Source organism: Pseudomonas sp. MMS21 TM103, from assembly GCF_022132145.1.
In the GTDB taxonomy this organism is placed as follows: domain Bacteria; phylum Pseudomonadota; class Gammaproteobacteria; order Pseudomonadales; family Pseudomonadaceae; genus Aquipseudomonas.
This window is the reverse complement of record NZ_JAJISP010000002.1, coordinates 60,319-86,224: the sequence shown is the minus strand read 5'-3', so window position 1 is coordinate 86,224 and position 25,906 is coordinate 60,319. Positions and strand designations below refer to the sequence as shown.

Here is a 25,906-nt window from a genome sequence, read left to right as displayed (position 1 = left end):
ATCTGTTGTGTATAAAAAAGGCCGCTATAAGCGGCCTTTTTTATTATTTATGGCGCGGAAATCAATCTTCCATTGCACCCATTGCCGTGGTGTTGAAGCCGCCATCGACGTACATGATTTCGCCACTGACGCCCGATGCCAGATCGGAGCAGAGGAAGGCGCCGGCGTTGCCAACTTCATCAATGGTCACATTGCGGCGCAGGGGAGTCTGCTTCTCGTTGGCGGCAAGCATCTTACGGAAACTCTTGATCCCCGATGCGGCGAGGGTGCGGATCGGGCCGGCGGAGATTGCGTTGACCCGAGTGCCTTCAGGGCCGAGGCTGCCGGCCAGGTAGCGGACGCCGGCTTCCAGACTGGCCTTGGCCATACCCATCACGTTGTAATTGGGCATGGTGCGCTCGGCCCCCAGGTAGGAGAGGGTGAGCAGGCTGCCGTTGCGGCCCCTCATCATTTCGCGGCCGGCCTTGGCCAGGGCGACGAAGCTATAGGCACTGATGTCGTGAGCGATCCGAAAACCTTCACGCGTGGTGACGTCGGTAAAGTCGCCATTGAGTTGGTCGCCGGGCGCGAACCCAACCGAGTGAACGATGCAGTCAAGGCCATCCCATTGCTTGCCCAAGGCTTCGAATGCTGTGGCGATCTCTTCATCGCTGGCTACGTCGCAGGGGAAGCACAGCTCGGGACCGGAACCCCAGCCAGCGGCAAACTCTTCGACGCGCCCTTTGAGTTTTTCATTCTGATAAGTGAAGGCCAGTTCGGCGCCCTCACGGTGCATGGCCGCGGCAATGCCCGAGGCAATGGACAATTTGCTGGCAACGCCAACGATCAGTACGCGCTTACCGCTTAGAAAACCCATGTGTGCTCTTCCTCTTCCTGCTTTTAAGGATTTAGTCAGCAGCGCCTGGAGCCAATAAAGCCGCTTCCAGTAACTGCTGGGTATAAATATGCTGTGGCGCGGCAAAAATCGCCGCCGCCGGGCCTTGTTCGACCGCTTGCCCCTCCTTGACCACGATCAGGTGGTGGCTGATCGCCCGAACTACCGCCAAGTCGTGGCTGATAAACAGGTAAGTCAGGTTGTACTTGGCCTGCAATGAACGCAGCAACTCCACTACTTGACGCTGTACCGTGCGGTCGAGCGCCGACGTCGGCTCGTCCAACAGTATCAGCGCCGGTTTCAGCACCAGTGCGCGGGCTATGGCAATCCGCTGCCGTTGCCCGCCGGAAAACTCATGAGGGTAGCGGTGCCGAGTATCCGGATCCAGGTCTACCTCCAAAAGTGCATCGATGATCGCCTGTTCCTGTTCCGCCGCCGTGCCCATGTGATGAATGCGCAGACCCTCGCCGACAATCATGCCCACCGTCATCCGCGGGCTCAAGCTGCCGAACGGATCCTGGAACACCACCTGCATCTGTCGGCGCAGCGGACGAACCTGCGGTTGGGTCAATCCATTCAGGGTCTGGCCCTGAAAGCGAATGGCGCCCTGACTGCCAATCAGCCGCAGTATTGCCAGGCCCAAGGTGGATTTGCCTGAACCGCTTTCGCCAACGATGCCCAGGGTTTGACCCTGGGGCAGGCTGAAATTGATGCCATCCACCGCTTTTACATAATCGACAGTACGGCGCAGCAGTCCTTTCTTGATCGGGAACCAGACGCGCAGATCATCGACTTCCAGCAGTGGCTCCCCGGCAGGGTTGGCCACCGGCTCGCCACTTGGCTCTGCACCTAGCAGTTCCCTGGTGTAGGGATGCTGCGGTGCGTGGAACAGTTGCTCACACGACGCTTGTTCGACGATCTTTCCCTGCTGCATGACACATACGCGATGGGCAATTCGTCGAACCAGGTTGAGATCGTGACTGATCAGCAGCAGCGCCATGCCCAGGCGCGCCTGCAGATCCTTGAGCAGTTCGAGGATTTTCAGCTGCACGGTGACATCTAGTGCGGTGGTTGGCTCATCGGCGATGAGCAATTCCGGCTCGTTGGCTAGGGCCATGGCGATCATTACCCGCTGTCGTTGGCCGCCGGAGAGTTCATGCGGGTAGGCTTTAAGGCGTTTGTGCGGCTCGGGGATGCCGACCAGTCCGAGCAATTCCAGGGTGCGCGCAGTGGCGGCTTTGCCTGACAATCCTTTATGCAGGGCCAGCACTTCATTGATCTGCTTTTCGATGCAATGCAGCGGGTTCAGCGATGTCATGGGTTCTTGAAACACCATGGCAATGCGGTTGCCACGGATATTGCGCAGTTTGTTCTCGCTCAGCTTGAGCAGGTCTTGCCCGGCATAGTGAATAGTGCCGCTGGGATGCTGAGCCAAGGGGTAGGGCAGCAGGCGCAGGATCGAGTGTGCGGTAACCGATTTTCCTGAGCCGCTTTCACCGACCAGGGCGAGGGTCTCGCCGCGGTGTATATCGAAGCTGACGCCCTCGATCACGCGTTGCTTCGACTCACCACTGACAAATTCGACGGCCAGGTCACGTACTTCGATAAGGGTATCGGATCGGGTCATCTTATTTCCTCGGATCGAAGGCATCGCGGGCTGCTTCGCCGATAAACACCAGGAGGCTGAGCATCAGTGCCAGCACGGTAAAGGCGCTGATACCGAGCCAGGGGGCCTGCAGGTTGGATTTACCCTGGGCGACCAGCTCGCCCAGCGAAGGCGCACCCGGCGGCAGGCCGAAGCCGAGGAAGTCCAGCGCGGTCAGGGTGCCAATGGCGCCGGTGAGAATGAAGGGCATGAAGGTCATGGTTGAGACCATGGCGTTGGGCAGGATGTGATTGAACATGATGGCGCCGTTCTGCATGCCTAGCGCCCGTGCAGCGCGCACGTATTCCAGATTGCGCCCGCGGAGGAATTCGGCGCGCACCACATCGACCAGGCTCATCCACGAGAACAACAGCATGATGCCCAGCAGCCACCAGAAGTTCGGTTGCACGAAGCTGGCGAGGATGATCAGCAGGTAGAGCACCGGAAGGCCTGACCAGATCTCCAGGAAGCGTTGCCCGACCAAGTCGACCCAGCCACCATAGAAGCCCTGTAGGGCTCCAGCGAATACGCCGATAATTGAGCTAAGGATGGTAAGGATCAGGGCGAACAACACCGAAATGCGGAAGCCGTAGATCACCCTGGCCATGACGTCGCGGCCCTGGTCGTCGGTGCCCAGCCAGTTGTCGCGCGACGGCGGCGCTGGCGCCGGCACTTGCAGATCGTAATTGATGCTGGAGTAACTGAAGGGAATCGGCGGCCAGAGCATCCAGCCGTCTCTCTGGGCGATCAGTTCCTGGATATAGGGACTCTTGTAATTGGCCTGCAAGGGAAATTCGCCGCCAAAGACGGTTTCCGGGTAGCGTTTCAGCACCGGGAAATACCACTCGTTGTCGTAGTGCACGGCCAGGGGTTTGTCGTTGGCGATCAGTTCGGCGCCGAGGCTCAGGCCAAATAGCACGAGGAAGATCCACAACGACCACCAGCCGCGCTTGTGGGCCTTGAAAAGTAGCAGGCGTCGCTGATTTAGTGGGGAGAGTGTCATTTCAACCCTCCCGGCTTTCAAAGTCGATACGCGGATCGACCAGGGTATAGGTGATATCACCGATCAATTTCACGGCCAATCCCAATAGGGTGAAGACGAACAGGGTGCCGAATACCACCGGGTAGTCGCGGTTGATGGCTGCCTCGAAACTCATCAGGCCAAGACCGTCGAGGGAAAAAATCACCTCGATCAACAAGGAGCCGGTGAAGAAGATGCCAATAAAGGCGGAGGGAAAGCCGGCAATGATGATCAGCATGGCATTGCGGAACACATGACCATAGAGCACGCCATTATTGCTCAGGCCCTTGGCCCTGGCGGTGGTCACATACTGTTTGTTTATCTCGTCGAGGAAGCTGTTTTTGGTCAGCAGGGTCAGGGTCGCGAAGTTACCGATTACCAGGGCTGTCACGGGCAGCGCCAGGTGCCAGAAATAGTCGAGGATCTTGCCTGTGAGGCTGAGCTCGTCGAAATTGTTCGAGGTCAGACCGCGTAGCGGAAACCAGTCGAGGTAGCTGCCGCCGGCAAAAACCACGATCAACAGAATGGCGAAGAGGAAGGCCGGAATCGCATAGCCGACGATGATCGCCGAACTGGTCCACACGTCGAAGGCGCTGCCGTGGCGGGTGGCTTTGGCGATTCCCAGCGGTATGGAGACCAGGTACATGATCAGGGTGCTCCACAGCCCCAGGGAGATCGACACCGGCATCTTCTCGATGATCAGGTCAACCACCTTGGCATCGCGGAAAAAGCTCTCGCCAAAGTCGAAGCGGGCATAGTTTTTCAGCATGATCCAGAAGCGCTCGGGTGCCGGCTTGTCGAAGCCGTACAGGCGTTCTATCTCGGCGATCAGCTCCGGGTCGAGGCCCTGTGCGCCACGATAGTTAGATCCTGCGATAGCAACTTCGGTGCCGCCGCCAGCGATACGGCTGGTGGCGCCTTCAAAGCCTTCCAGCTTGGCGATCATCTGTTCCACCGGGCCGCCCGGGGCAGCCTGGATGATGATGAAGTTGATCAGCAGGATGCCGAACAGGGTGGGAATGATCAGCAACAGGCGACGAAAGATATACGCCAGCATCTTATTGCTCCGTGTTCGCCGCTTCGGCGTTGTCCATGGTGGCGGGTTCCTGTTGTGGGCGAGCCCACCAGGTATTCAGGCCGATGTCATATTTAGGGGTGGTTTTCGGGTGCTCGATTCGGTTCCAGTAGGCCACGCGCCAAGTCTTGATATGCCAGTTGGGAATGACGTAGTGGCCCCATAACAACACGCGGTCGAGGGCTCGGGTATGGGAGACCAGGCTTTGTCGTGAGTTGGCGTTGATCAGGCCATCGACTAACTGGTCGATGACTGGGTCTTTCAGGCCGATGAAGTTGCGGCTTCCGGGATTGTCGGCGCTGCTGGAGTGCCAGTACTCGCGCTGCTCGTTACCCGGTGAATTGGACTGACCGAAGCCGCCCACGATCAGGTCGAAATCGCGCGAGCGCAGGCGGTTTATATATTGCGAGACATCGACCCGGCGAATGACCAACTCCATGCCGAGATCGGCCATGTTGCGCTTGAGTGGCAGCAGCACGCGCTCGAACTCGGTCTGGGCGAGGAGGAACTCGAAGCTGACCGGCTGGCCTTCGGCGTTGAGCATATGGTCGCCTTCGATCCGCCAGCCGGCTTCCTGCAGCAGTTGGTAGGCGCGCCTCTGCTGTTCGCGGATGATGCCGCTGCCGTCGGTGACGGGAACGTTGAACTCCTCACTGAACACCTGCGCGGGGATCATGTTCCGCAGCGGCTCGAGGAGTTTCAATTCGTCGGCGCCTGGTAGGCCGCTGGAGGCCAGTTCGGAGTTGTCGAAATAGCTGCGAGTGCGGGTGTAGGCACCATTGAATAGCTGGCGGTTGGTCCATTCGAAATCGAACAGCAGGCCCAGTGCCTCGCGCACCCGTTTATCCTGGAACAGTGGCCGGCGGATGTTGAAGATGAAGCCCTGCATGCCAGTGGGGTTGTGGTTCTCGATCTCTTCCTTGATCAATTGGCCATTGGCGACGGCAGGGGTGTCGTAGGCGGTGGCCCAGTTCTTCGCGCTAGTTTCCAGCCAGTAGTCAAATTGCCCGGCTTTCAGAGCTTCGAGAGCTACCGTGTTGTCGCGGTAGTATTCGATCCGCATGGTGTCGAAGTTGTAGAAGCCGCGGTTGACCGGCAGATCCTTGCCCCACCAGTCCTTGACCCGCTCATAGTGAATAGAGCGCCCGGCTTTGACCTCGGCCACTGTGTAGGGACCACTGCCCAGCGGAATTTCCAGGTTGCCTTTGCTGAAATCGCGCTCGGCCCACCAGTGCTTGGGCAGCACCGGCAGCTGGCCGAGAATCAGTGGCAACTCGCGGTTTCCGGCATGCTTGAAGACGAAGCGTACCTGGCGCGGGCCTTCGACTTCGACCCGATCGACATCGGCATAGTAGCCGCGGTAAGTGGGCGCCCCATGGGTCACCAAGGTTTCGAAGGTGAACTTGACGTCCTCGGCAGTCACTGCCTGACCGTCATTGAAGCGGGCCTCGGGGCGCAGATAGAAACGCACCCAGGTGTTGTCTGGGGCTTTTTCGATTTTTTCAGCAAGCAGACCGTACTCGCTGAAGGGTTCGTCCAGGCTATGGCGTGTCAGGGTGTCGTAAATCAAGCCGATATCATCGGCCGCCACACCCTTGTTGATGAAGGGGTTGAGGCTGTCGAAGCCGCCAAAACCGGTCTGGCGAAAGGTGCCGCCTTTGGGGGCATCTGGGTTCACATAGTCGAAATGCTGGTAATTGGCCGGGTATTTCGGTGGTTCGTCATACAGCGTCAGAGCGTGCTTGCCGGCGGCCTGGGTCAAACTGGCCAGGCTGAACAGCAGGATAGCGCTGCCGTGCAATAGAAATGAGCGCAGAGGCGGCGTCATTGGGCATTCTCCGTGGGTTTCAGCCACCAGGTGCGCAGGCCCAGGGTATAAGGCGGCGTAGTGACGAAGGCAAACCGGTTGCGGTAGGCCAGGCGGTGATAGTTGATGTACCAATTCGGGATGGTGTAGTGCTGCCACAGCAGCACCCGGTCAAGTGCGCGGGTGGCTGCGATCTGTTCATCGCGGGTTTGCGCCGCCAACAGCTTGTCGAGCAAGGCGTCGACCACCGGATGGTTGACGCCGGCGTAGTTCTTGCCACCCTTGACCGTTGCCTGGCTGGAGTGGAAGTACAGCGATTGCTCCAGGCCCGGGCTGAGGTTTTGTGGCAAGGTCAGCAAAATCATGTCGAAATCGAATTGATCCAGGCGCTGTTTGTACTGCGCACGATCGACGGTGCGCAGGTTGGCCTGGATGCCAATGCTGGCAAGGTTCTCGGTGAATGGCTGGAGGATTCGCTCGAGGTTTGGGTTGACCAGCAAGATCTCGAACCGCAGCGGCTCACCCTTTGCGTTCAGCATCTGCTGGCCGGACGGTTCCCAGCCAGCCTCGGCCAATAGACCGAGGGCGCGGCGCAAGGTTTCCCGGGGGATACCGCGACCATCGGTTTGCGGCATGGTGAAGGGTTCGCTGAACAAGCGTTTCGGCAGTTGCTTGCGGTAAGGCGACAGCAGCAGCCACTCGGCACCTTGGGGCGTACCGGTGGCGGAGAACTCGCTGTTTGGGTAATAGCTCTTGGCGCGCACATAGGAACCATTGAACAGCGCGCGGTTGGTCCACTCGAAATCGAACATCAGCCCCAGGGCTTCACGTACCTTGCGTTCGGCGAATGCGGCACGCCTGCTGTTCATGAACAAGGCCTGGGTTTGCGTGGGAATCTGGTGCGGGATCTCGGCGCGAATCACCTCGCCACCAGCCACCGCCGGAAAGTGGTAGCCGTTGGCCCAGTTCTTCGCTTGTTGCTCGATATAGAAGTCGAATTCGCCCGCCTTGAAGGCTTCGAAGGCAACATGGCTGTCGCGATAGAACTCGACCTCGACCCGGTCGAAGTTGTATTTGCCGCGATTGACCGGCAGATCCTTGCCCCACCAGTCCTTGACCCGCTCGAAGGTCAGGCTGCGCCCCGGGTTGACCTGGGTAATGCGGTAGGGGCCGCTGCCCAGCGGTGGTTCGAACGTGGTGACCTTGAAGTCGCGGTCTTTCCAGTAATGCTGCGGCAGTACCGGCAATTCGCCCAGACGCAGAATCAGCAATGGGTTGCCCGAGCGCTTGAACACAAAGCGGATGCGGTGACGATTGAGGATGTCGACTCGCTTCACTTCTTGCAGGCTGGTTCGGTACTGCGGGTGTCCCTCCTTGAGCAGCAGGCGATAGGAAAAGGCCACGTCATAAGCGGTGATCGGCTTGCCGTCATGGAAGTGCGCCTGTGGGCGCAGGTTGAACACCACCCAGCTGCGATCTTCGCTGTACTCGACTGACTTGGCGATCAGGCCGTAGCTGGAGGTCGGTTCATCGCCGGACGGATCGTAATGACCGGTGCCCGCCATCAGCGTTTCGTTCAGCCCGGTGACACCGTATTGCAGGAAATTGGCGGTGGAAATCGGGCTGGTGCCCTTGAAGGTGTAGGCATTGAGGGTGTCGAAGGTGCCAGCCCCCATGAATCGCACTGCCCCGCCCTTGGGCGCATCGGGATTGACCCAGTCGAAATGGGTAAAGCTGGCGGGATACTTCAGCGTACCAAATTGCGCATAGCCGTGGCTTTCGCTGACGGTCGCCCACGCGGGAAAGCCGATGGCCAAACTGATGATTAGCGAGAGGAGGGGACGTATCAAGTGAAAGATCCGATCCGGAGCGGCTTTAGGGCTTCTAGTCCGGTACAGTAACAGCTTGTATCCGCAGGAAAAAGGCCGGGCCTATTGGCTAGGCATGCTGGCATTATTACTATCTTTGGCTTACTCACAACGAGGCCTTGAACTTGGATACACGTAGCCATGGTCTGCAGTCATGGATTGATCGTCTGAACGAGGCCGAATTGCCGGCCCTGGCGGCTGTGGTGCAGGATCTGCAGCGCTTGGCGCAACAAGAACACTCGTCTGTTCAGCAGCTGGCGGACGTCCTGCTTCGCGATGCTTCGCTGACGTCCAAGGTACTGCGTGTCGGTAATAGTGCGTATTACAACCCTTCGCAAGAAACCATCAAGACCATCTCGCGGGCCATCGTGCTGATCGGCTTCGACAACGTGCGCCTGATCAGTCTCTCCGTGAGCCTGATCGATGGATTGCTCACCCGCGCTCCGCGCGAGCAGTTGCAGGAGTTGCTCGCGAGGTCGTTCCACGCAGCCGTACAGGCACGCAATATTGCCGGTTACGTGCTGGCACGGCATGAGGAGGAGGTCTTCATCGCGGCCTTGCTCTATCACTTGGGTGAACTGGCCTTCTGGGGTTGTGGCGGTGAGCAGGCGGATGAGCTGGCCAGTGCCTTGGCCCAGCCGGGCGTCGTTGTCGAGGAAGCGGTGCGCGCAGTGCTTGGCACCAGCTTCCGCCAGTTGACGCAGGGTCTGGTGAAAGGTTGGAATATCGGCGAGATCGCCAGTTTGGCGCATAACAGCGTCAACCATAACGACCCGGCGGTACGCGCGGTCAATCTTGGCGCACGAATCAGTGAGGCGGCGCTCGAAGGCTGGGACTCGCCAGCGATGGAGGCCCTGGTCGCTGAGATGGCGATATTCATCGGGGTCAGCCCGGAAGAGGCGATGCAACAGATACTGGCCAGCGCCGATGAAGCGGTCAAGGTGGCCGCCACCTTTGGTGCCAGCCAGCTCTGCCGCCTGATCCCCAATACCGATCCCGAGCAAATTCGTCTGCAGCAGGAGCAGCGCAAGGCGCGCCTGCTGCAACCCAATCTGCAGCTGCTGCAACAAGCCCTGCAGGATCTGGGCTTGCTGGCGTCTCGCCGAGGCGATCTGGGCTTGATCCTCGATACCTTACTCAAAGGCCTGCATCAGGGGGCGGGGCTGGAGCGGGTGATGCTGGTGGTGCTGGCCGATGGGCAGAGTTGCTTTCGGACCAAGCGGGTGGTTGGCGAAGGTGCCGAGGGCTGGATGAGCGATTTCCTCCTGCCGGTCGAGCAGCGCGAACAGCCGCATATCTTCAGCTACGTGCTGCGCAATAAAGAAGCCTTGTGGATGGGCGTACCGGCCAGCCATAGCCTCAACGAACTGGTGACCCAGCCGATTCGTCAGCGGTTGGGTCAGGGCATGTTCTTTATCGCCCCGTTATTGGCCGGCAGCCGCGAGATTGGTGTGATCTATGCGGACAATCGGGTTTCCGGACGCGCCTTGAAGCATGAGCAGTTTGTTGCATTCCAGCGCTTCACTCAGCTGACCCGGCGTTGCCTGGAGGCGCTGATCAAGCGTGATTGAACTCTCGATGGTCAGGGCAGGCGCAGGGTCAGGGTCTGCCCCGGCTTGATGGTGCTGCCCGTACGTGGGTTCCAGCGTTGCAGGTGCTGCATCTCGACCTTGAAGCGTTTGGCAATCACATATAACGAATCGCCTTTGCGCACCTTGTAATAGGTCACGCCACCGCGCGGGCCGGTGCTGGTCTTCGTTGTCGCCTGAGCGTCGTATAAGGCCAGGGCCTGGCCGGCACGCAGGGAGTTGCCCTTGATGTTGTTCCAGCGTTTTACATCTTTGACCGAAATCTGATGGGTCTTGGCGATTTGCCAGAGGTTGTCCCCATTTTTGACCCGGTAAGTGCGAGGTTTCGTGGTGCGTCCGGCGGCGGCCTGAAACAGCGGCTCTTTCGGCGTGACACCGGGTTGCCCGGGTATGCTCAGCACCTGGCCAATGCGTAAGTGGTTATTGGAAAGCTTGTTGATATCTTTAAGAATGCTGACCGTCAGGTGGTGGCGGTTGGCGATGCCGCTGAGGCTGTCGCCCGAGCGGACGCTGTACTGCTGCCAGTCGACCAGGTCCTGTGGTTTCATCAGCAGCAAGTTGGCGGTCAGTCGTTCCGCATTGGCAGTCGGTACCAACAGCTGCTGCGGACCGTCCAGGGTGATGCGCTTTTTAAAAGCGGGGTTGAGCTGATACAGCTCGTCTTCATCCAGGTCAGCCATGGCGGCGACCCTCGACAGGTTCATGTGCTGCTTGAGTTCGACCTGCTCGAAATACGGCTCGTTCGGTATAGGCTCGAGGTCCACACCGTAAGCTTGTGGGGACATTACCACCTGTGACAGAGCCAGCAACTTGGGCACGTAATTCTGCGTCTCTTTGGGCAGTGGCAGATTCCAGTAGTCGGTCGGCAGGCCGAGTTTCTGGTTGCGCTCGATGGCCCGGCTGACGCGGCCTTCGCCGGCATTGTAGGCAGCCAGGGCCAGCAGCCAGTCGCCATTGAACATTTCATGCAGGCGCGACAGGTAGTTCATCGCGGCAGTGGTCGAGGCCATGACATCGCGGCGACCGTCGTACCAACTGGTCTGGCGCAGATTGAAATGACGGCCGGTGGAGGGGATGAATTGCCATAAACCGACGGCGTTGGCGCTGGAATAGGCCAAGGGGTTGTAGGAGCTTTCGATCATCGGCAGCAACGCCAGCTCCATCGGCATATTGCGTTCGGCCAGACGTTCGACGATGTAATGGATATAGGGGCTGCTGCGCTCGCCGGACTTCTCGATATAGGAAGGGTTGCTGACGAACCACAGGCGCTGTTGTTCGATGCGAGGATTGACACCAATGTCATCCTGCATTTGATAACCGTCACGCACACGTTGCCAAATATCTTCGGGCTCGGCGGGGGCGATGCTATCAGTCAGCCAGACGGGCTCTCGCTCCAGACCCACCGTCAGCTCGGTGTTGCTACCGCTATCCTCGGGTTTTTTGCCGGTGGTCTGACAGCCGGCCACTAGTGCACAAAACACCACCATCAGCGCCTGCGCGCCTTGTGTAAATGCCTTTATATTCAATGTGTTACGTAGTGATAAAGGCATTGGTTGGCTGGGGTTTCCCGGGGTAAAGGTCGGGCGATTCTAGGAACCGATGCCGGGGTGGTCAAGTTTTAACCACTTATTTGTGGGCTTATCGACTATTTAGAAATCATCCTTCCAGGCTCGCAGGCGTGCGAAAACCTCGCTGGGCGAGCGGTATTGAACGCCGTCATGCTCGTTAATCTTTGCCTTGACCGCTTCTTCGGCGCTACGCAGGAAGGGGTTGGTGGCGCACTCCAGGGCCAGGTTGGAGGGCAGGCTGATGCGGCCCTCGGCGCGCCAGGCGGTTACTTCTTTCAGACGCTGAGCGATCTGCGGGTTGTCTGGCTCGACCGCCTGCGCAAAGCGCAGGTTGCTCAAGGTGTATTCATGGGTGCAGTACACCTGGGTTTGCCCCGGTAGTGCGGCCAGGCGACTGAGCGAGTCGTGCATCTGCGCAGGTGTGCCCTCGAACAGGCGGCCGCAGCCGCCGGCGAACAGGGTATCGCCACAAAACAGCCAGTGCTGCTCCGCCTGGTAATAGGCGATATGCCCCAGGGTATGGCCCGGTACCTCGATGACGCGAAAGCGCTGGCCGAGTACCTCGATCTCGTCGTTTTCACGCAAGGCCAGATCGCGCGCGGGGATATTTTCCTGCGCCGGGCCGAGTACCCGTGCCCCCGTGGCCGCCTTCAGCGGCTTGATGCCGCCCACATGGTCGGGGTGATGGTGGGTGATCAGGATATCGCTCAATTGCCAGTCGCGGTGGTTGTCCAGCCAGGCCAGCACTGGCGCCGCGTCACCGGGGTCGACCACCGCGCAGCGGCGTTGTTCGAGGTCTTGCAGCAACCAAATATAGTTGTCCGAAAAGGCGGGCAGGGCGTCGATCTTTATCATGATGCGGGTCGCTAAGCAGGTCATAAAGGTGCATCTTAGGACTCATTGGCGGTGCTGGCTATGCAGGTAATCCTTTATGTCCGATCATCCTTTCGCCCAGGCCGATGCCGATTGGCTCAAGCTTATTGGCACCGCCCGGCATTGGTTCAATGGGCCTTATGGGCAGATGCTGCTGGAGGACGAGCAGCGTTTGCTCGAGGAAGAGCTGGCGCGCTTCTTTGGCGGCTACATGGTGCATTACGGCCCTTCCGCGCAAGCCTTGCCGAATGCTGCGCAGATCCAGCGCAGCGTACGGGTCGGCGCGCCTTTCAGCGGGGTGGAGATCGTCTGCGAGGAGCAGGCCTGGCCGCTGACCGAGTATGCCGCCGATGTCGTGCTGCTGCAGCATGGCCTGGACTTCAGCCTGTCGCCCCATGGCCTGTTGCGCGAGGCCGCCCACAGCGTTCGCCCAGGAGGCCATCTGCTGGTGGTTGGTATCAACCCGATGAGCGCCTGGGGCGTGCGTCACCTGTTCGCCCGTGATGCCTTGCGCCAGGCACGCTGCATTGCACCCAATCGAGTCAGTGACTGGCTGCACCTATTGGGCTTCGCGCTGGAGAAACGCCGCTTCGGGTGCTATCGTCCGCCGCTTGCTTCCACTGCCTGGCAGGCTCGTCTGGCTCCACTGGAAACCTGGGGCGACGCTTGGCAATCGCCAGGAGGCGGCTTCTATATATTGGTGGCGCGCAAGCTGGTGATCGGGTTGCGCCCGTTACGGCAGACGCAGCGAGCCCCCATGGGCAAGCTGGTGCCCATGCCGGTGGCCAAGGTCATCCGCCGCGATTCGAAGCCGTAAGTGCCAGAGCCTGCCGAGCGGAATTTACTGAGAGAAATGCTCTGCATGAATGAACAAGTCGAGATTTACACCGATGGTGCCTGCAAGGGCAATCCCGGGGTCGGTGGCTGGGGCGCGTTGATGATTTTCAAGGGCGTGGAGAAGGAGCTCTGGGGCGGTGAGGCCGAGACCACCAACAACCGCATGGAGCTGACCGCAGCGATTCGCGCCCTGGCTGAGTTGAAGCGGACTTGCGATGTGCGTCTGGTGACCGACTCGCAGTACGTCATGCAAGGTATCCAGGACTGGATGCCGAACTGGAAAAAACGCGGCTGGAAAACCGCCGCCAAGCAGCCGGTGAAGAATGCCGATCTGTGGCGCGAGTTGGACGAGCAGGTCAATCGACACAAGGTGACCTGGCAGTGGGTGCGAGGACATACCGGCCATCCCGGCAACGAGCGTGCCGACCAGTTGGCCAACCGTGGCGTCGAAGAAGTGAGAGGGCTGCAACGTGCGTAGCGTAGTACTGGATACTGAAACCACCGGTATGCCGGTCACCGATGGTCACCGGATTATCGAGATCGGCTGTGTCGAGCTGATGGGCCGGCGTCTGACCGGGCGGCATTTCCACGCCTATCTGCAGCCCGATCGCGAGATCGACGAGGGCGCCATTGCGGTGCACGGCATCACCAACGATTTCGTTCAGGACAAGCCGCGCTTCAAGGAAGTGGCCGAGGAGTTCTTCGAATTCATCAAGGGTGCGCAGCTTATCATCCACAACGCGGCGTTCGACGTTGGCTTTATCAACAACGAATTTGCCCTGATCAAGCAGCAGGATCGCGCCGACATCAGCGAGCATTGCTCGATCCTCGATACCCTGTTGATGGCCCGCGAACGCCATCCGGGGCAGCGCAACAGCCTCGATGCCCTGTGCAAGCGTTATGGCGTCGACAACTCCGGACGCGACCTGCACGGCGCCTTGCTCGATGCTGAGATCCTCGCCGATGTCTACCTGACCATGACTGGCGGGCAGACCAATCTGTCCCTCGCCGGCGACGGTTCTGAGGGTGACAGCAATGGTCGCCAACAAGCCAGCGCGATTCGCCGGTTACCTGCCGAACGCCAGCCTACCTTGGTAGTTCGCGCCTCTCAGGCCGAGTTGGAGGCACATGCCGCGCGCCTGGCTGCGATCGAGAAGGCGGCCGGCGGCCCTGCCTTGTGGTCGACGTTGGAGCCTTAGGCCGGACAGTCCGATGGCGCTTCTGTAGGGGCCGGCAGACGGGCTTCTACAGAGGTTGTTTGGCCGTATCCACGCAATAACAAAGCAGCCCCGACGCAATGCGCCGGGGCTGCTTCGTTATTGCATGGTTAATCAGTCGAAGACGATGCCCTGGGCCAGCGGCAACTCGCGGGAGTAGTTGACCGTGTTGGTCTGGCGGCGCATGTAGGCCTTCCAGGAGTCGGAGCCGGACTCGCGGCCACCGCCGGTTTCCTTTTCGCCGCCGAAGGCGCCGCCGATTTCCGCACCGCTGGTGCCGATGTTGACGTTGGCGATGCCGCAGTCGCTGCCGGCGGCGCTCTGGAACTGCTCGGCCTCGCGCAGGTCGGTGGTGAAGATGCAGGACGACAGCCCTTGCGGCACCTCGTTGTTCAGGCGCAGGGCCTGGTCGAAGTCGCTGTAGCTCATCACGTAGAGGATCGGCGCGAAGGTCTCGTGGCGCACCACCGCGCTCTGGCCCGGCATTTCGACGATGGCCGGGGCCACGTAGTAGGCGTTCGGGAACTGCTCGGCCAGCTGGCGCTCGCCGCCGAATACCTGGCCGCCTTCCTCGCGTGCCTGGTTCAGTGCGCTCTGCATGGCCTCATAGCTGCCCTTGTCGATCAGCGGGCCGACCAGGTTGCCCTGCAGCGGGTTGCCGATGCGCACCTTGGCGTAGGCCACTTTCAGGCGGGCGACGATCTCGTCCTTGACTGATTCGTGGGCGATCAGGCGGCGCAGGGTGGTGCAGCGCTGGCCGGCGGTACCGACGGCGCCGAACAGGATGGCGCGCACGGCCATGTCCAGGTCGGCGCTCGGGGCGAGGATCATGGCGTTGTTGCCGCCCAGTTCGAGGATGCTGCGGCCGAAACGGGCTGCCACGCGCGGCCCTACTTCGCGGCCCATGCGGGTGCTGCCGGTGGCGCTGATCAGGGCCACGCGCGGGTCCTCGACCAGGGCTTCGCCGGCGTCACGGTCACCGATGACCAGCTGGCTGAGACCTTCCGGGGCGTCGCCGAAGGCCTGCAGGGCCTGCTCGAACAGGGCCTGGCAGGCGAGGGCGGTGAGCGGAGTCTTTTCCGAGGGTTTCCAGATCACCGAATCGCCGCAGACCAGGGCCAGCGTGGTGTTCCAGGCCCAGACCGCGACCGGGAAGTTGAAGGCGCTGATTACCCCGACCACGCCGAGCGGCTGCCAGGTTTCACGCATGTGGTGGCCCGGGCGCTCGGAGGCGATGGTCAGGCCGTAGATCTGCCGCGACAGGCCGACGGCGAAGTCGCAGATGTCGATCATTTCCTGCACTTCACCCAGGCCTTCCTGAGTGATCTTGCCGGCTTCCCAGGAGACCAGCTCGCCGAGATCGGCCTTGTGCTTGCGCAGCACCTCGCCGAACAGGCGGATCAGCTCGCCGCGACGGGGGGCGGGCACGGTGCGCCAGGCCTGGAAGGCCTGCTCGGCACGCTCGATCTTGGTCAGTACCGCGGCGCGGTCCTCGAGGCTGACCGAACCGATCTGGCTGCCGTCGATGGGGGTGTGAACCGGGTGGTTGCCATTCTCTACTGCGTGGGCGCTAACCCCGAGGCGGCTCAAAAGTCCGTCAACCATGGCTATCTCCTGTTTATACGGGTGGTTGAAAATTGCGATCCGGGTCAGTATTAATCTTCCGATTGGAAGACAACAAGCGACCATTATTCGCCATGTCATTCCTAGGATTCATTCATTTGCCCCGATGGGCCTTCGCGAGTACCCCATGTCCAAACGCCTGATGCCGTCGATGGCCGCCCTGCAGTGTTTCGAGGCCGTGGCCCGGCATCTCAGCTTCACCCGCGCCGCCGAGGAGCTGTTCCTGACCCAGAGCGCGGTGAGCAAGCAGGTCGCGCAGTTGGAGGAAATGCTCCAGCACCTGCTGTTCCGGCGCATCCGCCGGCGCCTGCAGCTGACCCCGGCCGGCTCGCTGTACCTCACCGAGGTCAACAAGATCCTCACGCAGGTGGAGATGTCGACCCGCTACATCCTTTCCTACGGCGGCGAGACCGAGGTGCTCAAGGTCGCGACCCAGCCGACCTTCGGCGCACGCTGGCTGATTCCCCATCTCAAGGGCTTCGGCGCCGCCAATCCGGGTATCCACCTGGATATCTGCAACGAGCTGGAACCCTTCGACCTCCTCCAGTCGCGGGCCGATGTGGTGTTCTTCTTCGGTCAGGGCACCTGGCCGGGCGCCGAGTGCATCGAGTTGTTCGGCGAGGAGGTGGTGCCGGTGTGCGCCCCGGACATCATCCCGGTTGCGGCGCTGGACAGCCCGCTGCAGCTGACCGACATGCTCCTGTTGCAGTGCGCGTCGCGTCCCGAGGCCTGGCATGAGTGGTTCCAGGGCCTGGGCCTGCAGACCGAGCACAGCTACCACGGTCCGCGCTTCGAAACCTTCTATATGTGCATCCGCGCGGCCCAGTCCGGTTGCGGCGTGGCGCTGGTGCCGCGCTTTCTGGTCGAGGATGAACTGGTCGAAGGCAAGCTGGTCATTCCCTGGAATCACCCGGTGCCCAGCAAGGGGGCGCACTTCCTGGCCTACGCCGAGCATGCGGCGGAGGTGCCGAAGATTCGCAGCTTCGTCAGGTGGATCGAGGAGCAGGTCAGGCTTGAATCGGCACGCAGAGGGTAGGGATCTCGGAAATTAAGGAATAACAGCCGCGCTTTTTTTCGTTTGTGCGCCGGGGCGCTCTCTCGTTTTTATAGTTGCCCATCCAACTAGACCCAGAGAACCCGCCCATGAGCCACGCGTCGATCAGCAACTCCCTGGCCATCGTCCATCCGATCAGTCTCAGCCATGGGCGCAATGCCGAGGTCTGGGATACCACGGGCAAGCGCTATATCGATTTCGTCGGCGGCATCGGCGTGCTCAACCTGGGACATTGTCATCCACGCATCGTCGAGGCGGTGCGCGAACAGGCCGGCCGGCTGACCCATTCGGCCTTCAATGCCGTGCCGCATGAAGGCTACGGCCAGCTGATGGAGGCGCTGGCGCGCTTCGTGCCGGTGAGCTACCCGTTGGCCGGCATGCTCACCAACAGCGGCGCCGAGGCGGCGGAGAATGCCCTGAAGATCGTCCGCGCCGCCACCGGGCGCAGCGCGGTGATCGCCTTCGATGGAGGCTTTCACGGCCGCACCCTGGCCACCCTCAACCTCAACGGCAAGGTCGCACCCTACAAGCAGAAGGTCGGCACCCTGCCGGGACCGGTCTATCACCTTCCGTATCCCAGCGCCGACAACGGTATCAGCCGCGAACAGGTGCTGGCGGCCATGGAACGGCTGTTCAGCGTGGAGATCGATCGTGCCGAAGTCGCCTGCTTCATCGTCGAGCCGATTCAGGGCGAGGGCGGTTTCCAGGCACTGGATGCGGCCTTCGCCCAGGACCTGCGGCGCTTCTGCGATGACCACGGCATCCTCCTGATCATCGACGAGATCCAGTCCGGTTTTGGTCGCAGCGGCCAGCGCTTCGCCTTCAGTCGCCTGGGCATCGAGCCGGACCTGCTGCTGCTCGGCAAGAGCATCGCCGGCGGCTTGCCGCTCGGCGCGGTGGTCGGCCGTCGCGAACTGATGGACGCGCTGCCCAGGGGTGGCCTGGGCGGCACCTATTCGGGCAATCCGATCGCCTGCGCCGCGGCCCTGGTCAGCCTGGTGGAGATGAGCGATGCCAACCTGGCGACCTGGGGCGAACTGCAGCAAAGTACCATCGAGGCGCGCTACCAGCACTGGCAAGGGCAGCCCTGGGCGCCGCTGCTCGGGCGTCTGACCGGGGTCGGCGCCATGCGCGGGATCGAACTGCGCAGCGCCGCGGGCGGGCCGGGCAGCGAACGCCTGGCCGCGCTGCTCGACGCCGCTCGCGAACAGGGGCTGCTGCTGATGCCCAGTGGCAAGGCGCGGCACATCATCCGCCTGCTGGCACCGCTGACCTGCGAACGCGAGCGCCTCGAGGAGGGTTTCGATATCTTCGAGCGCTGCTTGGCCGCGCTGACCTGATCGGGTGCCGCCATACGGATGTGCCCTCGCGGGTGCGGGTGCAGTCTAGAAACAAGGGGCAGGGCTTTAACTTCAGGCCTGCCGGCGCATTTCCAGGAGACCCCTTGATGCACCCGTTGAGAGAAAGCCTGCACAATGAGCTGCACGCCCGTCCGTCGATCTATTTCAGTGGTCCGGCCCATGTCTACCACTTCGCCCTGCTGGACGACGGCAAGTCCCTCGACGGCATCGTCCGCCGCCTGGACGAACTGGCGGACAACCCGGGGCGTGGCGTGCAGCGGCACGGCTTGCTGCGCATCGCCGGTGGGGGCTTCAAATGGGAGCGTCACAGCGAGTTCCTCTCGCTGACCTGGGTGGTGCCGCGTCAGGCCGACGACGCGCGCTGGGTCGAACTGCCACAGCCGCTGCGGGGTTTGCTCGACAGCCATCGCGACCTGATCATCAACGCCCTGGTGATCCTGGTCGAGGACGAGCAGGACGCCGATGTGCAGTTGTCGAACTATGGCTTCAAGGACCCGGCCGCCTCGCTTGTCGGCAGCGGCGACGCCACGGTCTGGAGCGACTTTCGCCTGTCGGCGGAGGGCTTCAACCGCATGCTGCTGGTCAATCGCGGCCTGAATGCCTATCGGCTGGGGCGGATGGTCCGCCGCCTGGTGGAGATCGAGACCTACCGCATGCTCGCCTCGCTGGCGTTGCCGACCGCCCAGCAGCTTGGCGATACCTTGCAGGAGTTGGACCGCGAGCTGATCGACCTGGCCGAGCGCAATGCCGCCGCCGACAACAGCCAGGCCAAGGCCTTGCTCGATGGCCTGACCTCGCTCTCGGCGCGGCTGATGCGCTGCTCGGCCGGCTGCCGGCAGCGCTTCAGCGCCACCGCGGCCTATGCCCAGATCGTCTTCGAGCGCATCGCCGAATTGCGAGAAAACCATGCCGACGGACACCAGCGTCTCGGCGTCTTCATCGAGCGCCGCTTCAGACCCAGCGTGCGCTACTGTGCGGCCACCGAACAGCGCCTCGACCGCCTGGCCGCCGGTATCGCCAACCTTGGCGAGTTGCTGCAGACCAAGGCCCAGGTGGAGGTGGAAGAGCAGAACTCGAAGATCCTCGAGAGCCTCAATGCACGCAGCAACACCCAGTTGAAGATTCAGAAGGCGGTCGAGGGCTTTTCCCTGATCGCCATCAGCTACTACCTGATCGGCCTGCTCAAGATGACCTTGGAAGGGCTGGCAGCCTTGGGTTCGCCGTTTTCCAGCAAGGTGCTGTTCGCCCTGCTGGCGCCGCTGTTCTTGCTTACCCTGGTACTGCTGGCGCGGCGTCTGAAGCAGGCGGGGCAACACTGACGGGATTGCCATCAGCCACTGCTGACGATTCTTTGAGGGAATGATCAGGAGAGGATTAGTCGTTTGAAAGGGGCTATTCAGCTCGCCAGAATGTTTCGCATGAATCACCGGAATAGGTCTTCGCACTGGAGACCCCGGTCCGATCGATCAGGCGAAGCAAGGAGTCGAATCCCCATGAGTGTGCAAGCGGCCGCCAACCAAGATGAGTGGGTCCACCCGGACGAAATCCGCGCGCAGTTTTCCCGTGCCATGTCGGCCATGTACCGGGCAGAGGTCCCACTCTACGGCGAGTTGCTGGAGCTGGTGAGCCAGGTCAACCGGCAGGTGCTGGGCGAAGACCGCGAACTGGCCGAGCGGCTGGAGCTGACCGGAGAGATCCAGCGCCTGGACATGGAGCGCCATGGCGCCATCCGCCTCGGCAGCGCCCGTGAGCTGGCCACCATGCGCCGCCTGTTTGCCGTCATGGGCATGTCGCCGGTCGGTTACTACGACCTCTCCTGCGCCGGCGTGCCGGTGCATTCCACCGCCTTCCGGGCGATTCACGAAGGCTCCCTGCAACACAGCCCATTCCGGGTGTTCACCTCCTTGCTGCGTCTGGAGCTGATCGAAAACCCGGGCTTGCGCGAACTGGCGCACAGCGTACTCGAGCGCCGCTCCATCTTCACCCCGAGGGCCCTCGCGCTGATCGAGCGCTTCGAACAGGCCGGCGGCCTGGATCAGACCGAGGCAGCCGAATTCGTCGCGCAGGCCCTGGAGACGTTCCGCTGGCACCGCGAGGCGACGGTCAGTGCGGCGCTCTACCAGCAGTTGAGCGAGCAGCACCGGCTGATCGCCGATGTGGTGGCCTTCAAGGGCCCGCACATCAATCACCTGACCCCGCGCACCCTGGACATCGACGCGGTGCAGGCCGGCATGCCGCGCCGCGGTATCGACCCCAAGGTCATCGTCGAAGGCCCGCCCGCACGGCGTTGCCCGATCCTGTTGCGTCAGACCAGCTTCAAGGCGCTGCACGAGCAGGTGGTGTTCGTCGAGGAGAATGGCGAGCGGGCGCTGGGCAGCCACTCGGCCCGCTTCGGCGAGATAGAGCAGCGTGGCGCCGCCCTGACCCCCAAAGGCCGGGCACTGTACGACCGCTTGCTGGACAACGCGCGTCAGGCAGACGGCGACTACGTGTCGGCCCTGACCGCCCAGTTCGCCGATTTCCCGGATGACTACGACAGCCTGCGCCGCCAGGGGCTGGCCTACTTCCGCTATTTCGCCAGCCCGGCCGGCCTGGCCGCCAAGGCCTGCGGCGAGCTGGCCGGCGAGCTGGAGGCGCTGCTCGCTGCCGGACATGTCTGTTGCGAGCCGCTGGTCTACGAAGACTTTCTGCCGGTCAGCGCGGCGGGCATCTTCCAGTCCAACCTCGGCGATGCCGCCCGCGACAGCTATGCCCATTCGGCCAATCAGGACGCCTTCGAGCGCGACCTGGGTGCGCCGGTGCTCGACGAGCTGGCGCTTTATGCCGAGACCCAGCAGTGCTCGCTGGCACAGTGTGCCGAGCAGCTCGGGCTGGCGGCACTGCTGCTCGACTGACGGCGACGCCCGCCAACTTCGCGTGCTCGGTGTATTCAGTCATTTGCCGCCAGGCGCGAGCCTGGCCGTGTTCGAGGAGTTGCAACATGGATAACAGCAAGGGTACCCGCAGCGGCGGGCAAATTCTGGTCGATGCCTTGCGCATCAACGGCGTCGAGCGCGCATTCTGCGTGCCGGGGGAGAGTTACCTGGCGGTGCTCGATGCCTTGCACGATGCCCGCGAGCAGATCGACCTGGTGGTGTGCCGCCAGGAAGGCGGCGCCGCCTATATGGCCGAGGCCTACGGCAAGCTGACCGGCAAGCCGGGGATCTGCTTCGTCACCCGCGGCCCTGGCGCCACCAACGCGGCGGTCGGCGTGCACACGGCCTACCAGGACTCGACCCCGATGATCCTGTTCATCGGCCAGGTGGCCCGCGACCAGATGGAGCGCGAGGCCTTCCAGGAAATCGACTACCGGCGCATGTTCGGCCAGATGGCCAAGTGGGTGGTGCAGATCGACGATGCCCGGCGCCTGCCGGAACTGCTCAGCCAGGCCTTCCACCGCGCCATCAACGGCCGTCCCGGCCCAGTGGTGGTGGCCTTGCCGGAGGACATGCTGACCGATTGCGTCGAAGTGGCCGATGCCGGCCCCTGCCGGCGCATCGAGGCGAGCCCGGCCGCCGCCGATCTGCAGGCCATGAGCGAGCTGCTCGATGCGGCCCGGAGACCCCTGCTGATCGTCGGTGGCGGCGGTTGGAACGAGGCAGCGGTGGCCTCGATCCAGCGCTTTGCCGAGCGCCGCCAGTTGCCGGTGGCGGCCTCCTTCCGCTGCCAGGACCTGTTCGACAACGGCCATCCGAATTACGCCGGCGACCTGGGCCTGGCGGCCGGGCCGCAACTGACACAGGCGGTGCGCGATGCCGACCTGCTGCTGGTGGTCGGCGCGCGCATGGGCGAGATCACCTCTGGCGGCTACAGCCTGCTGGACATCCCGGTGCCGCGCCAGAAGCTGGTGCATGTGCACGCCGGTATCGAGGAACTGGGGCGGGTCTATCAGCCGACCCTGGCGATCAACAGCGGCATGGTGGCCTTCGCCGCGCTGGCTGCGACGCTCGAACCCGGCAGCAATGCCCTGCACGCCGATTGGACCCGCAGCCTCAACGTCCACTACCTGGCCAATCTGGACTGTCCGCCTTCGCCGGGGCCGGTGCAGCTCGGCGAGATCATGGCCTGGCTGCGCGAGCGTCTGCCGGAGGATGCCATCCTCAGCAACGGCGCCGGCAACTATGCAGTCTGGGTCCAGCGCTTCTACCAGTACCGCCGTTTCCGCACGCAACTGGGGCCGACCAATGGCTCCATGGGCTATGGCGTGCCCGCCGGCATCGCCGCCAAGCTGACCGCGCCTGAGCGCATGGTGGTGGCCTTTTCTGGCGATGGCTGCTTCATGATGAATGGCCAGGAGTTGGCGACGGCGGCCCAGTATGGCGCCAACCTGATTGTCATCGTGGTCAACAACGGCATGTACGGCACCATCCGCATGCACCAGGAGCGCCATTACCCCGGGCGGGTGTCCGGCACCAGCCTGCACAACCCGGACTTCGCCGCCCTGGCGCAGGCCTATGGCGTGCATGGCGAGGTGGTGGCGGCCACCGCGGAGTTCCCGGAGGCCTTTGAACGGGCCGCCCAGGCCGGCGTGCCGGCGCTGATCGAGATTCGCCTGGACCCCGAGGCCCTGACCCCGCGACAGAGCCTCAGCCAGATCCGCGAGCAGGCCCTGGCGCAGTCCTGACTGCCATAGAGCCGAGGCGGGCGCGTCCGACGCCCGCCGTTTTGATCCTCAGAGTTTCTGCCCGCGATCCAGCTTGCAGGACAGGATGATCGAGGTGGTGGTCTTCTCCACCCCATCCACCGCGCCTATCTCATCGAGCAGTTCGTCGAGCCGCTCGGGCGACTCGGCGCGCAGCCAGGCCACGAAATCGAACTCGCCACTGACCGTACAGAGTTGCTGGACCTCGGCCATGTGGGTCAGCCGGCGCAGCACTTCCTTGCCCGAACGCGGCTGCAGGGTGATGCCGACATAGGCCTGCAGGCCGCCATCGAGCACGCGCTGGCCCAGGCGCAGGCCGTAGCCGGTGATGATGTTGTTCTTCTCCAGCCGGGCGATCCGCGAGATCACAGTGGTGCGGGCGATGCCCAGCTTGCGCGCGAGCATGGCGACGCTCTCGCGGGCATTGAGTTGCAGGGCGGCGATCAGCTGGCGGTCGATATCGTCCAGGCGAACGGGGGAAAACTCGGACATCACGGGGCTACCTAGGAAACAGGGGCGGCATCTTAGCAAAGCACCGCCCGGGCCGCTGTGGGCGGCCGGGCGGGAGCAGGGAGCAAACGCGGCGATTCAGGGAGGGCGCGTTGAGGGGGAGATCAGCGACCCTGGCAGGCGTCCACCCGCAGACGCCGCTCGAGCAGGCGGAAGCCCTGCACCAGCACGTAGGCGGCGACCAGGTAGAACACCCCGGCGGCGAAGAAGATCTCCACCGGCTGGTAGGTGCGGGCGATGATGGTGCGCGACATGCCGGTCAGCTCCAGCAGGGTGATGGTGCTGGCCAGGGCACTGGCCTTGAGCATCAGGATCACCTCGTTGCTGTAAGCGGGCAGGCCGATGCGCGCCGCGCGCGGTAGGATGATGTGTACCAGGGTGCGCAGGTTGGACATGCCCAGGGCCCGTGCCGCCTCGATCTCGCCGGGCGGAATGGCCTGGATCGAGCCGCGCAGGATCTCGGCGATATAGGCGGCGGTGTGCAGGGTCAGGGTGACCACGGCGCACCAGTAGGCATCGCGCAGGACCGGCCACAGCGGCCCTTCGCGCACGGCCTCGAACTGAGCCAGGCCGTAGTAGACCAGGAACAGCTGCACCAGCAGCGGCGTGCCGCGGAAGAAGAAGATGTAGGCGTAGGGCAGGGCACGCAGCCACCAGTATCGTGATGCCCGGGCGATGCCCAGAGGAATGGCCAGGATCAGCCCGGCGATCACCGCGATCGCCACCAGCTCCAGGGTCAGCATGGCGCCTTCGGCGATCTTCGGCAGCCACTTGATGATCAGTTCCCAGTTCATGCGGCGCTCCTGATAAAGCCGCGGCCGGCACGCTTCTCGAGCAGGTGCAGGCCGATCATGGCGAGGATGGTCAGGCTCAGGTAGATGAAGGCGGCCACCAGGAAGAAGGTGAATGGCTCTTTGCTCGAGGTCACGGCGATCTGCGAGCGGCGCATGATTTCCTCCAGGCCGATCACAGAGATCAGCGCGGTGTCCTTCATCAGGATCATGAACAGGTTGCCCAGGCCCGGCAGGGCGATGCGCCACATCTGCGGCAGGATCAGGCGCCAGAGAATGCGCGGCTTGGACAGGCCGAGGGCCTGGCCGGCCTCGCGATGGCCCTTGGGGATGGCCAGGATGGCGCCGCGAAACACCTCGGTGGCGTAGGCGCCGAAGCACAGACCGAGGGCGATGGTGCCGGCGGCGAAGGCGCTGAGTTCCAGGCTGTCGAGGCCGAGCAGGTCGGCCAGGCTGCGCAGCAGGCTGACCGTGCCGAAATAGATCAGCAGTACCCAGAGCAGTTCGGGTACCCCGCGCACCAGGGTCGAATAGCAGCCGCCGAGCCATTGCAGTGGCTTGTAGGCCGAGGTCTTGGCCAATGCGCCGAGCAGGCCGAGCACCAGGCCGAGGGAGAGCGCCGAGAGCGCCAGTTTGATGGTCATCAGGGCGCCGGTCAGCAGCGCCGGGCCAAAGCCGTAGAGATCGAGAGTCATGGTTCGTCCCACCACAGGGACGGGCACGACGCGACAGGCGCCGCGCCCGTCAGGCTGGTCAGTAGATGCTGAAGGGGAAGTACTTGGCGTTGATCTGTTGGTAGGTGCCGTCGGCGACGATCTGCTGCAGCGCGCTGTTCAGCTTCTCGCGCAGCGGGTCGTCCTTGCGCACGGCGATGCCGATCTTGTCGTTGTCGAACACCGGCGCCCCCTTGAACTCGAAGTCCTTGCCGGCGTCGCTCTTGAGCCATTCCCAGTTGACGAAGGTGTCGGCCAGGACGCCGTCGAGGCGGCCCGAGGTGAGGTCGAGGTAGGCGTTTTCCTGGGTGTCGTACAGCTTGATGTCGACCACCTCGCCGAGGTTGTCTTCCAGCCAGGTGCCGGCGATGGTGGCACGCTGGGCGCCGATCACCTTGCCTTTCAGGCTGGCGGCGTCGGTCTTGAACTCGGCGCCTTTGGGGGCGATGAACTGCAGCTTGTTGGTGTAGTAGGGGGCGGTGAAGTCGACGGCCTGCTGGCGCTCCTCGGTGATCGACATGGAGGCGACGATGGCGTCGAACTTCTTGGCGTTCAGGGCCGGGATGATGCCGTCCCAGTCGGAGGTGACCACCTCGCACTCGGCCTGCATCTTGGTGCACAGGGCCTGGGCGATTTCCACGTCGAAGCCGACCGCCTGGCCGCTGGCATCGATCAGATTGAACGGTGGGTAGGCGCCTTCGGTGCCGATCTTCAGTTTGTCGGCGGCGACTACGCTACTGGCGAAAGCCAGGGTAGCGGCGGTGGTCAGCAAGATTTTCTTGTACTTATGCATGCGATG

22 protein-coding genes are annotated in these 25,906 nt (G+C 62.5%); 9 read left to right on the top strand and 13 right to left on the bottom strand.

Annotated features, from left to right (window positions below):
- Window positions 1-61: 61 nt before the first annotated feature.
- Genes fabI through LJY18_RS07445 form a run of 6 tightly spaced genes read right to left on the bottom strand, consistent with a single transcriptional unit; the run spans window position 62 to window position 8,269 of the window.
- Window positions 62-856 carry an enoyl-ACP reductase FabI gene (fabI, locus tag LJY18_RS07470; protein WP_238041195.1) on the bottom strand — a complete coding sequence of 265 codons (795 nt, stop codon included), beginning with the start codon at window positions 854-856 and terminating at the stop codon, window positions 62-64.
- A gap of 31 nt (window positions 857-887) precedes the next feature.
- The gene (locus LJY18_RS07465) at window positions 888-2,501 is read right to left on the bottom strand and encodes an ABC transporter ATP-binding protein (protein ID WP_238041194.1); all 1,614 of its coding nucleotides are present in this window, start codon (window positions 2,499-2,501) and stop codon (window positions 888-890) included.
- A gap of 1 nt (window position 2,502) precedes the next feature.
- Window positions 2,503-3,522: an ABC transporter permease gene (locus LJY18_RS07460; protein ID WP_238041193.1), complete on the bottom strand. Its 1,020-nt coding sequence runs from the start codon at window positions 3,520-3,522 to the stop codon at window positions 2,503-2,505.
- 1 nt (window position 3,523) lies between these two features.
- The gene (locus LJY18_RS07455) at window positions 3,524-4,597 is read right to left on the bottom strand and encodes a microcin C ABC transporter permease YejB (RefSeq protein WP_238041192.1); all 1,074 of its coding nucleotides are present in this window, start codon (window positions 4,595-4,597) and stop codon (window positions 3,524-3,526) included.
- Between the two features lies 1 nt (window position 4,598).
- The gene (locus LJY18_RS07450; RefSeq protein ID WP_238041191.1) at window positions 4,599-6,443 is read right to left on the bottom strand and encodes an extracellular solute-binding protein; all 1,845 of its coding nucleotides are present in this window, start codon (window positions 6,441-6,443) and stop codon (window positions 4,599-4,601) included.
- Window positions 6,440-8,269, bottom strand: a complete 1,830-nt coding sequence (locus LJY18_RS07445) for an extracellular solute-binding protein (RefSeq protein ID WP_238041848.1) — start codon at window positions 8,267-8,269, stop codon at window positions 6,440-6,442. The genes LJY18_RS07450 and LJY18_RS07445 overlap by 4 nt, the downstream gene beginning before the upstream one ends.
- A 146-nt stretch (window positions 8,270-8,415) precedes the next feature.
- Here LJY18_RS07445 and LJY18_RS07440 point away from each other — a divergent pair, with 146 nt between their 5' ends.
- Window positions 8,416-9,861 (top strand): HDOD domain-containing protein, encoded by a 1,446-nt coding sequence (locus LJY18_RS07440; RefSeq protein ID WP_238041190.1) that lies wholly within the window; start codon window positions 8,416-8,418, stop codon window positions 9,859-9,861.
- Between the two features lie 11 nt (window positions 9,862-9,872).
- Here LJY18_RS07440 and LJY18_RS07435 read toward each other — a convergent pair whose 3' ends face one another.
- The gene (locus LJY18_RS07435) at window positions 9,873-11,429 is read right to left on the bottom strand and encodes a LysM peptidoglycan-binding domain-containing protein (protein ID WP_238041189.1); all 1,557 of its coding nucleotides are present in this window, start codon (window positions 11,427-11,429) and stop codon (window positions 9,873-9,875) included.
- A 99-nt stretch (window positions 11,430-11,528) separates the two neighbouring features.
- Window positions 11,529-12,302 (bottom strand): hydroxyacylglutathione hydrolase, encoded by a 774-nt coding sequence (gene gloB, locus LJY18_RS07430; RefSeq protein WP_238041188.1) that lies wholly within the window; start codon window positions 12,300-12,302, stop codon window positions 11,529-11,531.
- 76 nt (window positions 12,303-12,378) lie between these two features.
- On the opposite strand from gloB, the gene LJY18_RS07425 reads away from it, so the two are divergent.
- The 3 genes from LJY18_RS07425 to dnaQ are packed head-to-tail and all read left to right on the top strand — an operon-like array spanning window position 12,379 to window position 14,356.
- Window positions 12,379-13,137: a class I SAM-dependent methyltransferase gene (locus LJY18_RS07425; protein WP_238041187.1), complete on the top strand. Its 759-nt coding sequence runs from the start codon at window positions 12,379-12,381 to the stop codon at window positions 13,135-13,137.
- A 45-nt stretch (window positions 13,138-13,182) separates the two neighbouring features.
- Window positions 13,183-13,635, top strand: a complete 453-nt coding sequence (gene rnhA, locus LJY18_RS07420) for a ribonuclease HI (protein WP_238041186.1) — start codon at window positions 13,183-13,185, stop codon at window positions 13,633-13,635.
- The gene (dnaQ, locus tag LJY18_RS07415; protein WP_238041185.1) at window positions 13,628-14,356 is read left to right on the top strand and encodes a DNA polymerase III subunit epsilon; all 729 of its coding nucleotides are present in this window, start codon (window positions 13,628-13,630) and stop codon (window positions 14,354-14,356) included. Before rnhA ends, dnaQ begins: the two co-directional genes overlap by 8 nt.
- A gap of 132 nt (window positions 14,357-14,488) precedes the next feature.
- Here dnaQ and amaB read toward each other — a convergent pair whose 3' ends face one another.
- Window positions 14,489-15,979: an L-piperidine-6-carboxylate dehydrogenase gene (amaB, locus tag LJY18_RS07410; protein WP_330872721.1), complete on the bottom strand. Its 1,491-nt coding sequence runs from the start codon at window positions 15,977-15,979 to the stop codon at window positions 14,489-14,491.
- Between the two features lie 145 nt (window positions 15,980-16,124).
- On the opposite strand from amaB, the gene LJY18_RS07405 reads away from it, so the two are divergent.
- The 5 genes from LJY18_RS07405 (at window position 16,125) to LJY18_RS07385 (ending at window position 23,075) form a co-directional block, all read left to right on the top strand.
- Window positions 16,125-17,033, top strand: coding sequence for a LysR family transcriptional regulator (locus LJY18_RS07405; protein ID WP_238041184.1), 909 nt, complete (start codon window positions 16,125-16,127; stop codon window positions 17,031-17,033).
- 107 nt (window positions 17,034-17,140) lie between these two features.
- Window positions 17,141-18,391 carry a 2-aminoadipate transaminase gene (locus tag LJY18_RS07400; protein ID WP_238041183.1) on the top strand — a complete coding sequence of 417 codons (1,251 nt, stop codon included), beginning with the start codon at window positions 17,141-17,143 and terminating at the stop codon, window positions 18,389-18,391.
- Between the two features lie 107 nt (window positions 18,392-18,498).
- On the top strand, window positions 18,499-19,731 hold the full coding sequence (locus tag LJY18_RS07395; protein ID WP_238041182.1) for a DUF3422 domain-containing protein: 1,233 nt from the start codon (window positions 18,499-18,501) through the stop codon (window positions 19,729-19,731).
- 174 nt (window positions 19,732-19,905) lie between these two features.
- On the top strand, window positions 19,906-21,306 hold the full coding sequence (hglS, locus tag LJY18_RS07390) for a 2-oxoadipate dioxygenase/decarboxylase HglS (protein ID WP_238041181.1): 1,401 nt from the start codon (window positions 19,906-19,908) through the stop codon (window positions 21,304-21,306).
- Between the two features lie 86 nt (window positions 21,307-21,392).
- Window positions 21,393-23,075 carry a thiamine pyrophosphate-binding protein gene (locus LJY18_RS07385; RefSeq protein WP_238041180.1) on the top strand — a complete coding sequence of 561 codons (1,683 nt, stop codon included), beginning with the start codon at window positions 21,393-21,395 and terminating at the stop codon, window positions 23,073-23,075.
- A 48-nt stretch (window positions 23,076-23,123) separates the two neighbouring features.
- On the opposite strand, the gene LJY18_RS07380 is transcribed toward LJY18_RS07385, so the two are convergent.
- The 4 genes from LJY18_RS07380 to LJY18_RS07365 form a co-directional block, all read right to left on the bottom strand.
- Window positions 23,124-23,585, bottom strand: a complete 462-nt coding sequence (locus LJY18_RS07380; RefSeq protein ID WP_238041179.1) for an Lrp/AsnC family transcriptional regulator — start codon at window positions 23,583-23,585, stop codon at window positions 23,124-23,126.
- Window positions 23,586-23,707: 122 nt separating this feature from the next.
- Window positions 23,708-24,397, bottom strand: a complete 690-nt coding sequence (locus tag LJY18_RS07375; protein ID WP_238041178.1) for an ABC transporter permease — start codon at window positions 24,395-24,397, stop codon at window positions 23,708-23,710.
- The gene (locus LJY18_RS07370) at window positions 24,394-25,089 is read right to left on the bottom strand and encodes an ABC transporter permease (RefSeq protein ID WP_238041177.1); all 696 of its coding nucleotides are present in this window, start codon (window positions 25,087-25,089) and stop codon (window positions 24,394-24,396) included. The genes LJY18_RS07375 and LJY18_RS07370 overlap by 4 nt, the downstream gene beginning before the upstream one ends.
- Before the next feature lie 58 nt (window positions 25,090-25,147).
- Window positions 25,148-25,900 (bottom strand): ABC transporter substrate-binding protein, encoded by a 753-nt coding sequence (locus LJY18_RS07365; protein ID WP_238041176.1) that lies wholly within the window; start codon window positions 25,898-25,900, stop codon window positions 25,148-25,150.
- Window positions 25,901-25,906: the final 6 nt, after the last annotated feature.

What these genes read in the sequence shown, in the direction of transcription:
- LJY18_RS07455 (WP_238041192.1), bottom strand. Translation starts at nt 4,597, where the DNA reads ATGCTGGCGTATATCTTTCGTCGCCTGTTGCTGATCATTCCCACCCTG.
- LJY18_RS07450 (WP_238041191.1), bottom strand. Translation starts at nt 6,443, where the DNA reads ATGACGCCGCCTCTGCGCTCATTTCTATTGCACGGCAGCGCTATCCTG.
- LJY18_RS07465 (WP_238041194.1), bottom strand. Translation starts at nt 2,501, where the DNA reads ATGACCCGATCCGATACCCTTATCGAAGTACGTGACCTGGCCGTCGAA.
- hglS (WP_238041181.1), top strand. Translation starts at nt 19,906, where the DNA reads ATGAGTGTGCAAGCGGCCGCCAACCAAGATGAGTGGGTCCACCCGGAC.
- LJY18_RS07425 (WP_238041187.1), top strand. Translation starts at nt 12,379, where the DNA reads ATGTCCGATCATCCTTTCGCCCAGGCCGATGCCGATTGGCTCAAGCTT.
- fabI (WP_238041195.1), bottom strand. Translation starts at nt 856, where the DNA reads ATGGGTTTTCTAAGCGGTAAGCGCGTACTGATCGTTGGCGTTGCCAGC.
- LJY18_RS07385 (WP_238041180.1), top strand. Translation starts at nt 21,393, where the DNA reads ATGGATAACAGCAAGGGTACCCGCAGCGGCGGGCAAATTCTGGTCGAT.
- LJY18_RS07375 (WP_238041178.1), bottom strand. Translation starts at nt 24,397, where the DNA reads ATGAACTGGGAACTGATCATCAAGTGGCTGCCGAAGATCGCCGAAGGC.
- rnhA (WP_238041186.1), top strand. Translation starts at nt 13,183, where the DNA reads ATGAATGAACAAGTCGAGATTTACACCGATGGTGCCTGCAAGGGCAAT.
- LJY18_RS07370 (WP_238041177.1), bottom strand. Translation starts at nt 25,089, where the DNA reads ATGACTCTCGATCTCTACGGCTTTGGCCCGGCGCTGCTGACCGGCGCC.
- gloB (WP_238041188.1), bottom strand. Translation starts at nt 12,302, where the DNA reads ATGATAAAGATCGACGCCCTGCCCGCCTTTTCGGACAACTATATTTGG.
- LJY18_RS07405 (WP_238041184.1), top strand. Translation starts at nt 16,125, where the DNA reads ATGTCCAAACGCCTGATGCCGTCGATGGCCGCCCTGCAGTGTTTCGAG.
- amaB (WP_330872721.1), bottom strand. Translation starts at nt 15,979, where the DNA reads ATGGTTGACGGACTTTTGAGCCGCCTCGGGGTTAGCGCCCACGCAGTA.
- LJY18_RS07395 (WP_238041182.1), top strand. Translation starts at nt 18,499, where the DNA reads ATGCACCCGTTGAGAGAAAGCCTGCACAATGAGCTGCACGCCCGTCCG.
- LJY18_RS07400 (WP_238041183.1), top strand. Translation starts at nt 17,141, where the DNA reads ATGAGCCACGCGTCGATCAGCAACTCCCTGGCCATCGTCCATCCGATC.
- LJY18_RS07365 (WP_238041176.1), bottom strand. Translation starts at nt 25,900, where the DNA reads ATGCATAAGTACAAGAAAATCTTGCTGACCACCGCCGCTACCCTGGCT.
- LJY18_RS07460 (WP_238041193.1), bottom strand. Translation starts at nt 3,522, where the DNA reads ATGACACTCTCCCCACTAAATCAGCGACGCCTGCTACTTTTCAAGGCC.
- LJY18_RS07380 (WP_238041179.1), bottom strand. Translation starts at nt 23,585, where the DNA reads ATGTCCGAGTTTTCCCCCGTTCGCCTGGACGATATCGACCGCCAGCTG.
- LJY18_RS07435 (WP_238041189.1), bottom strand. Translation starts at nt 11,429, where the DNA reads ATGCCTTTATCACTACGTAACACATTGAATATAAAGGCATTTACACAA.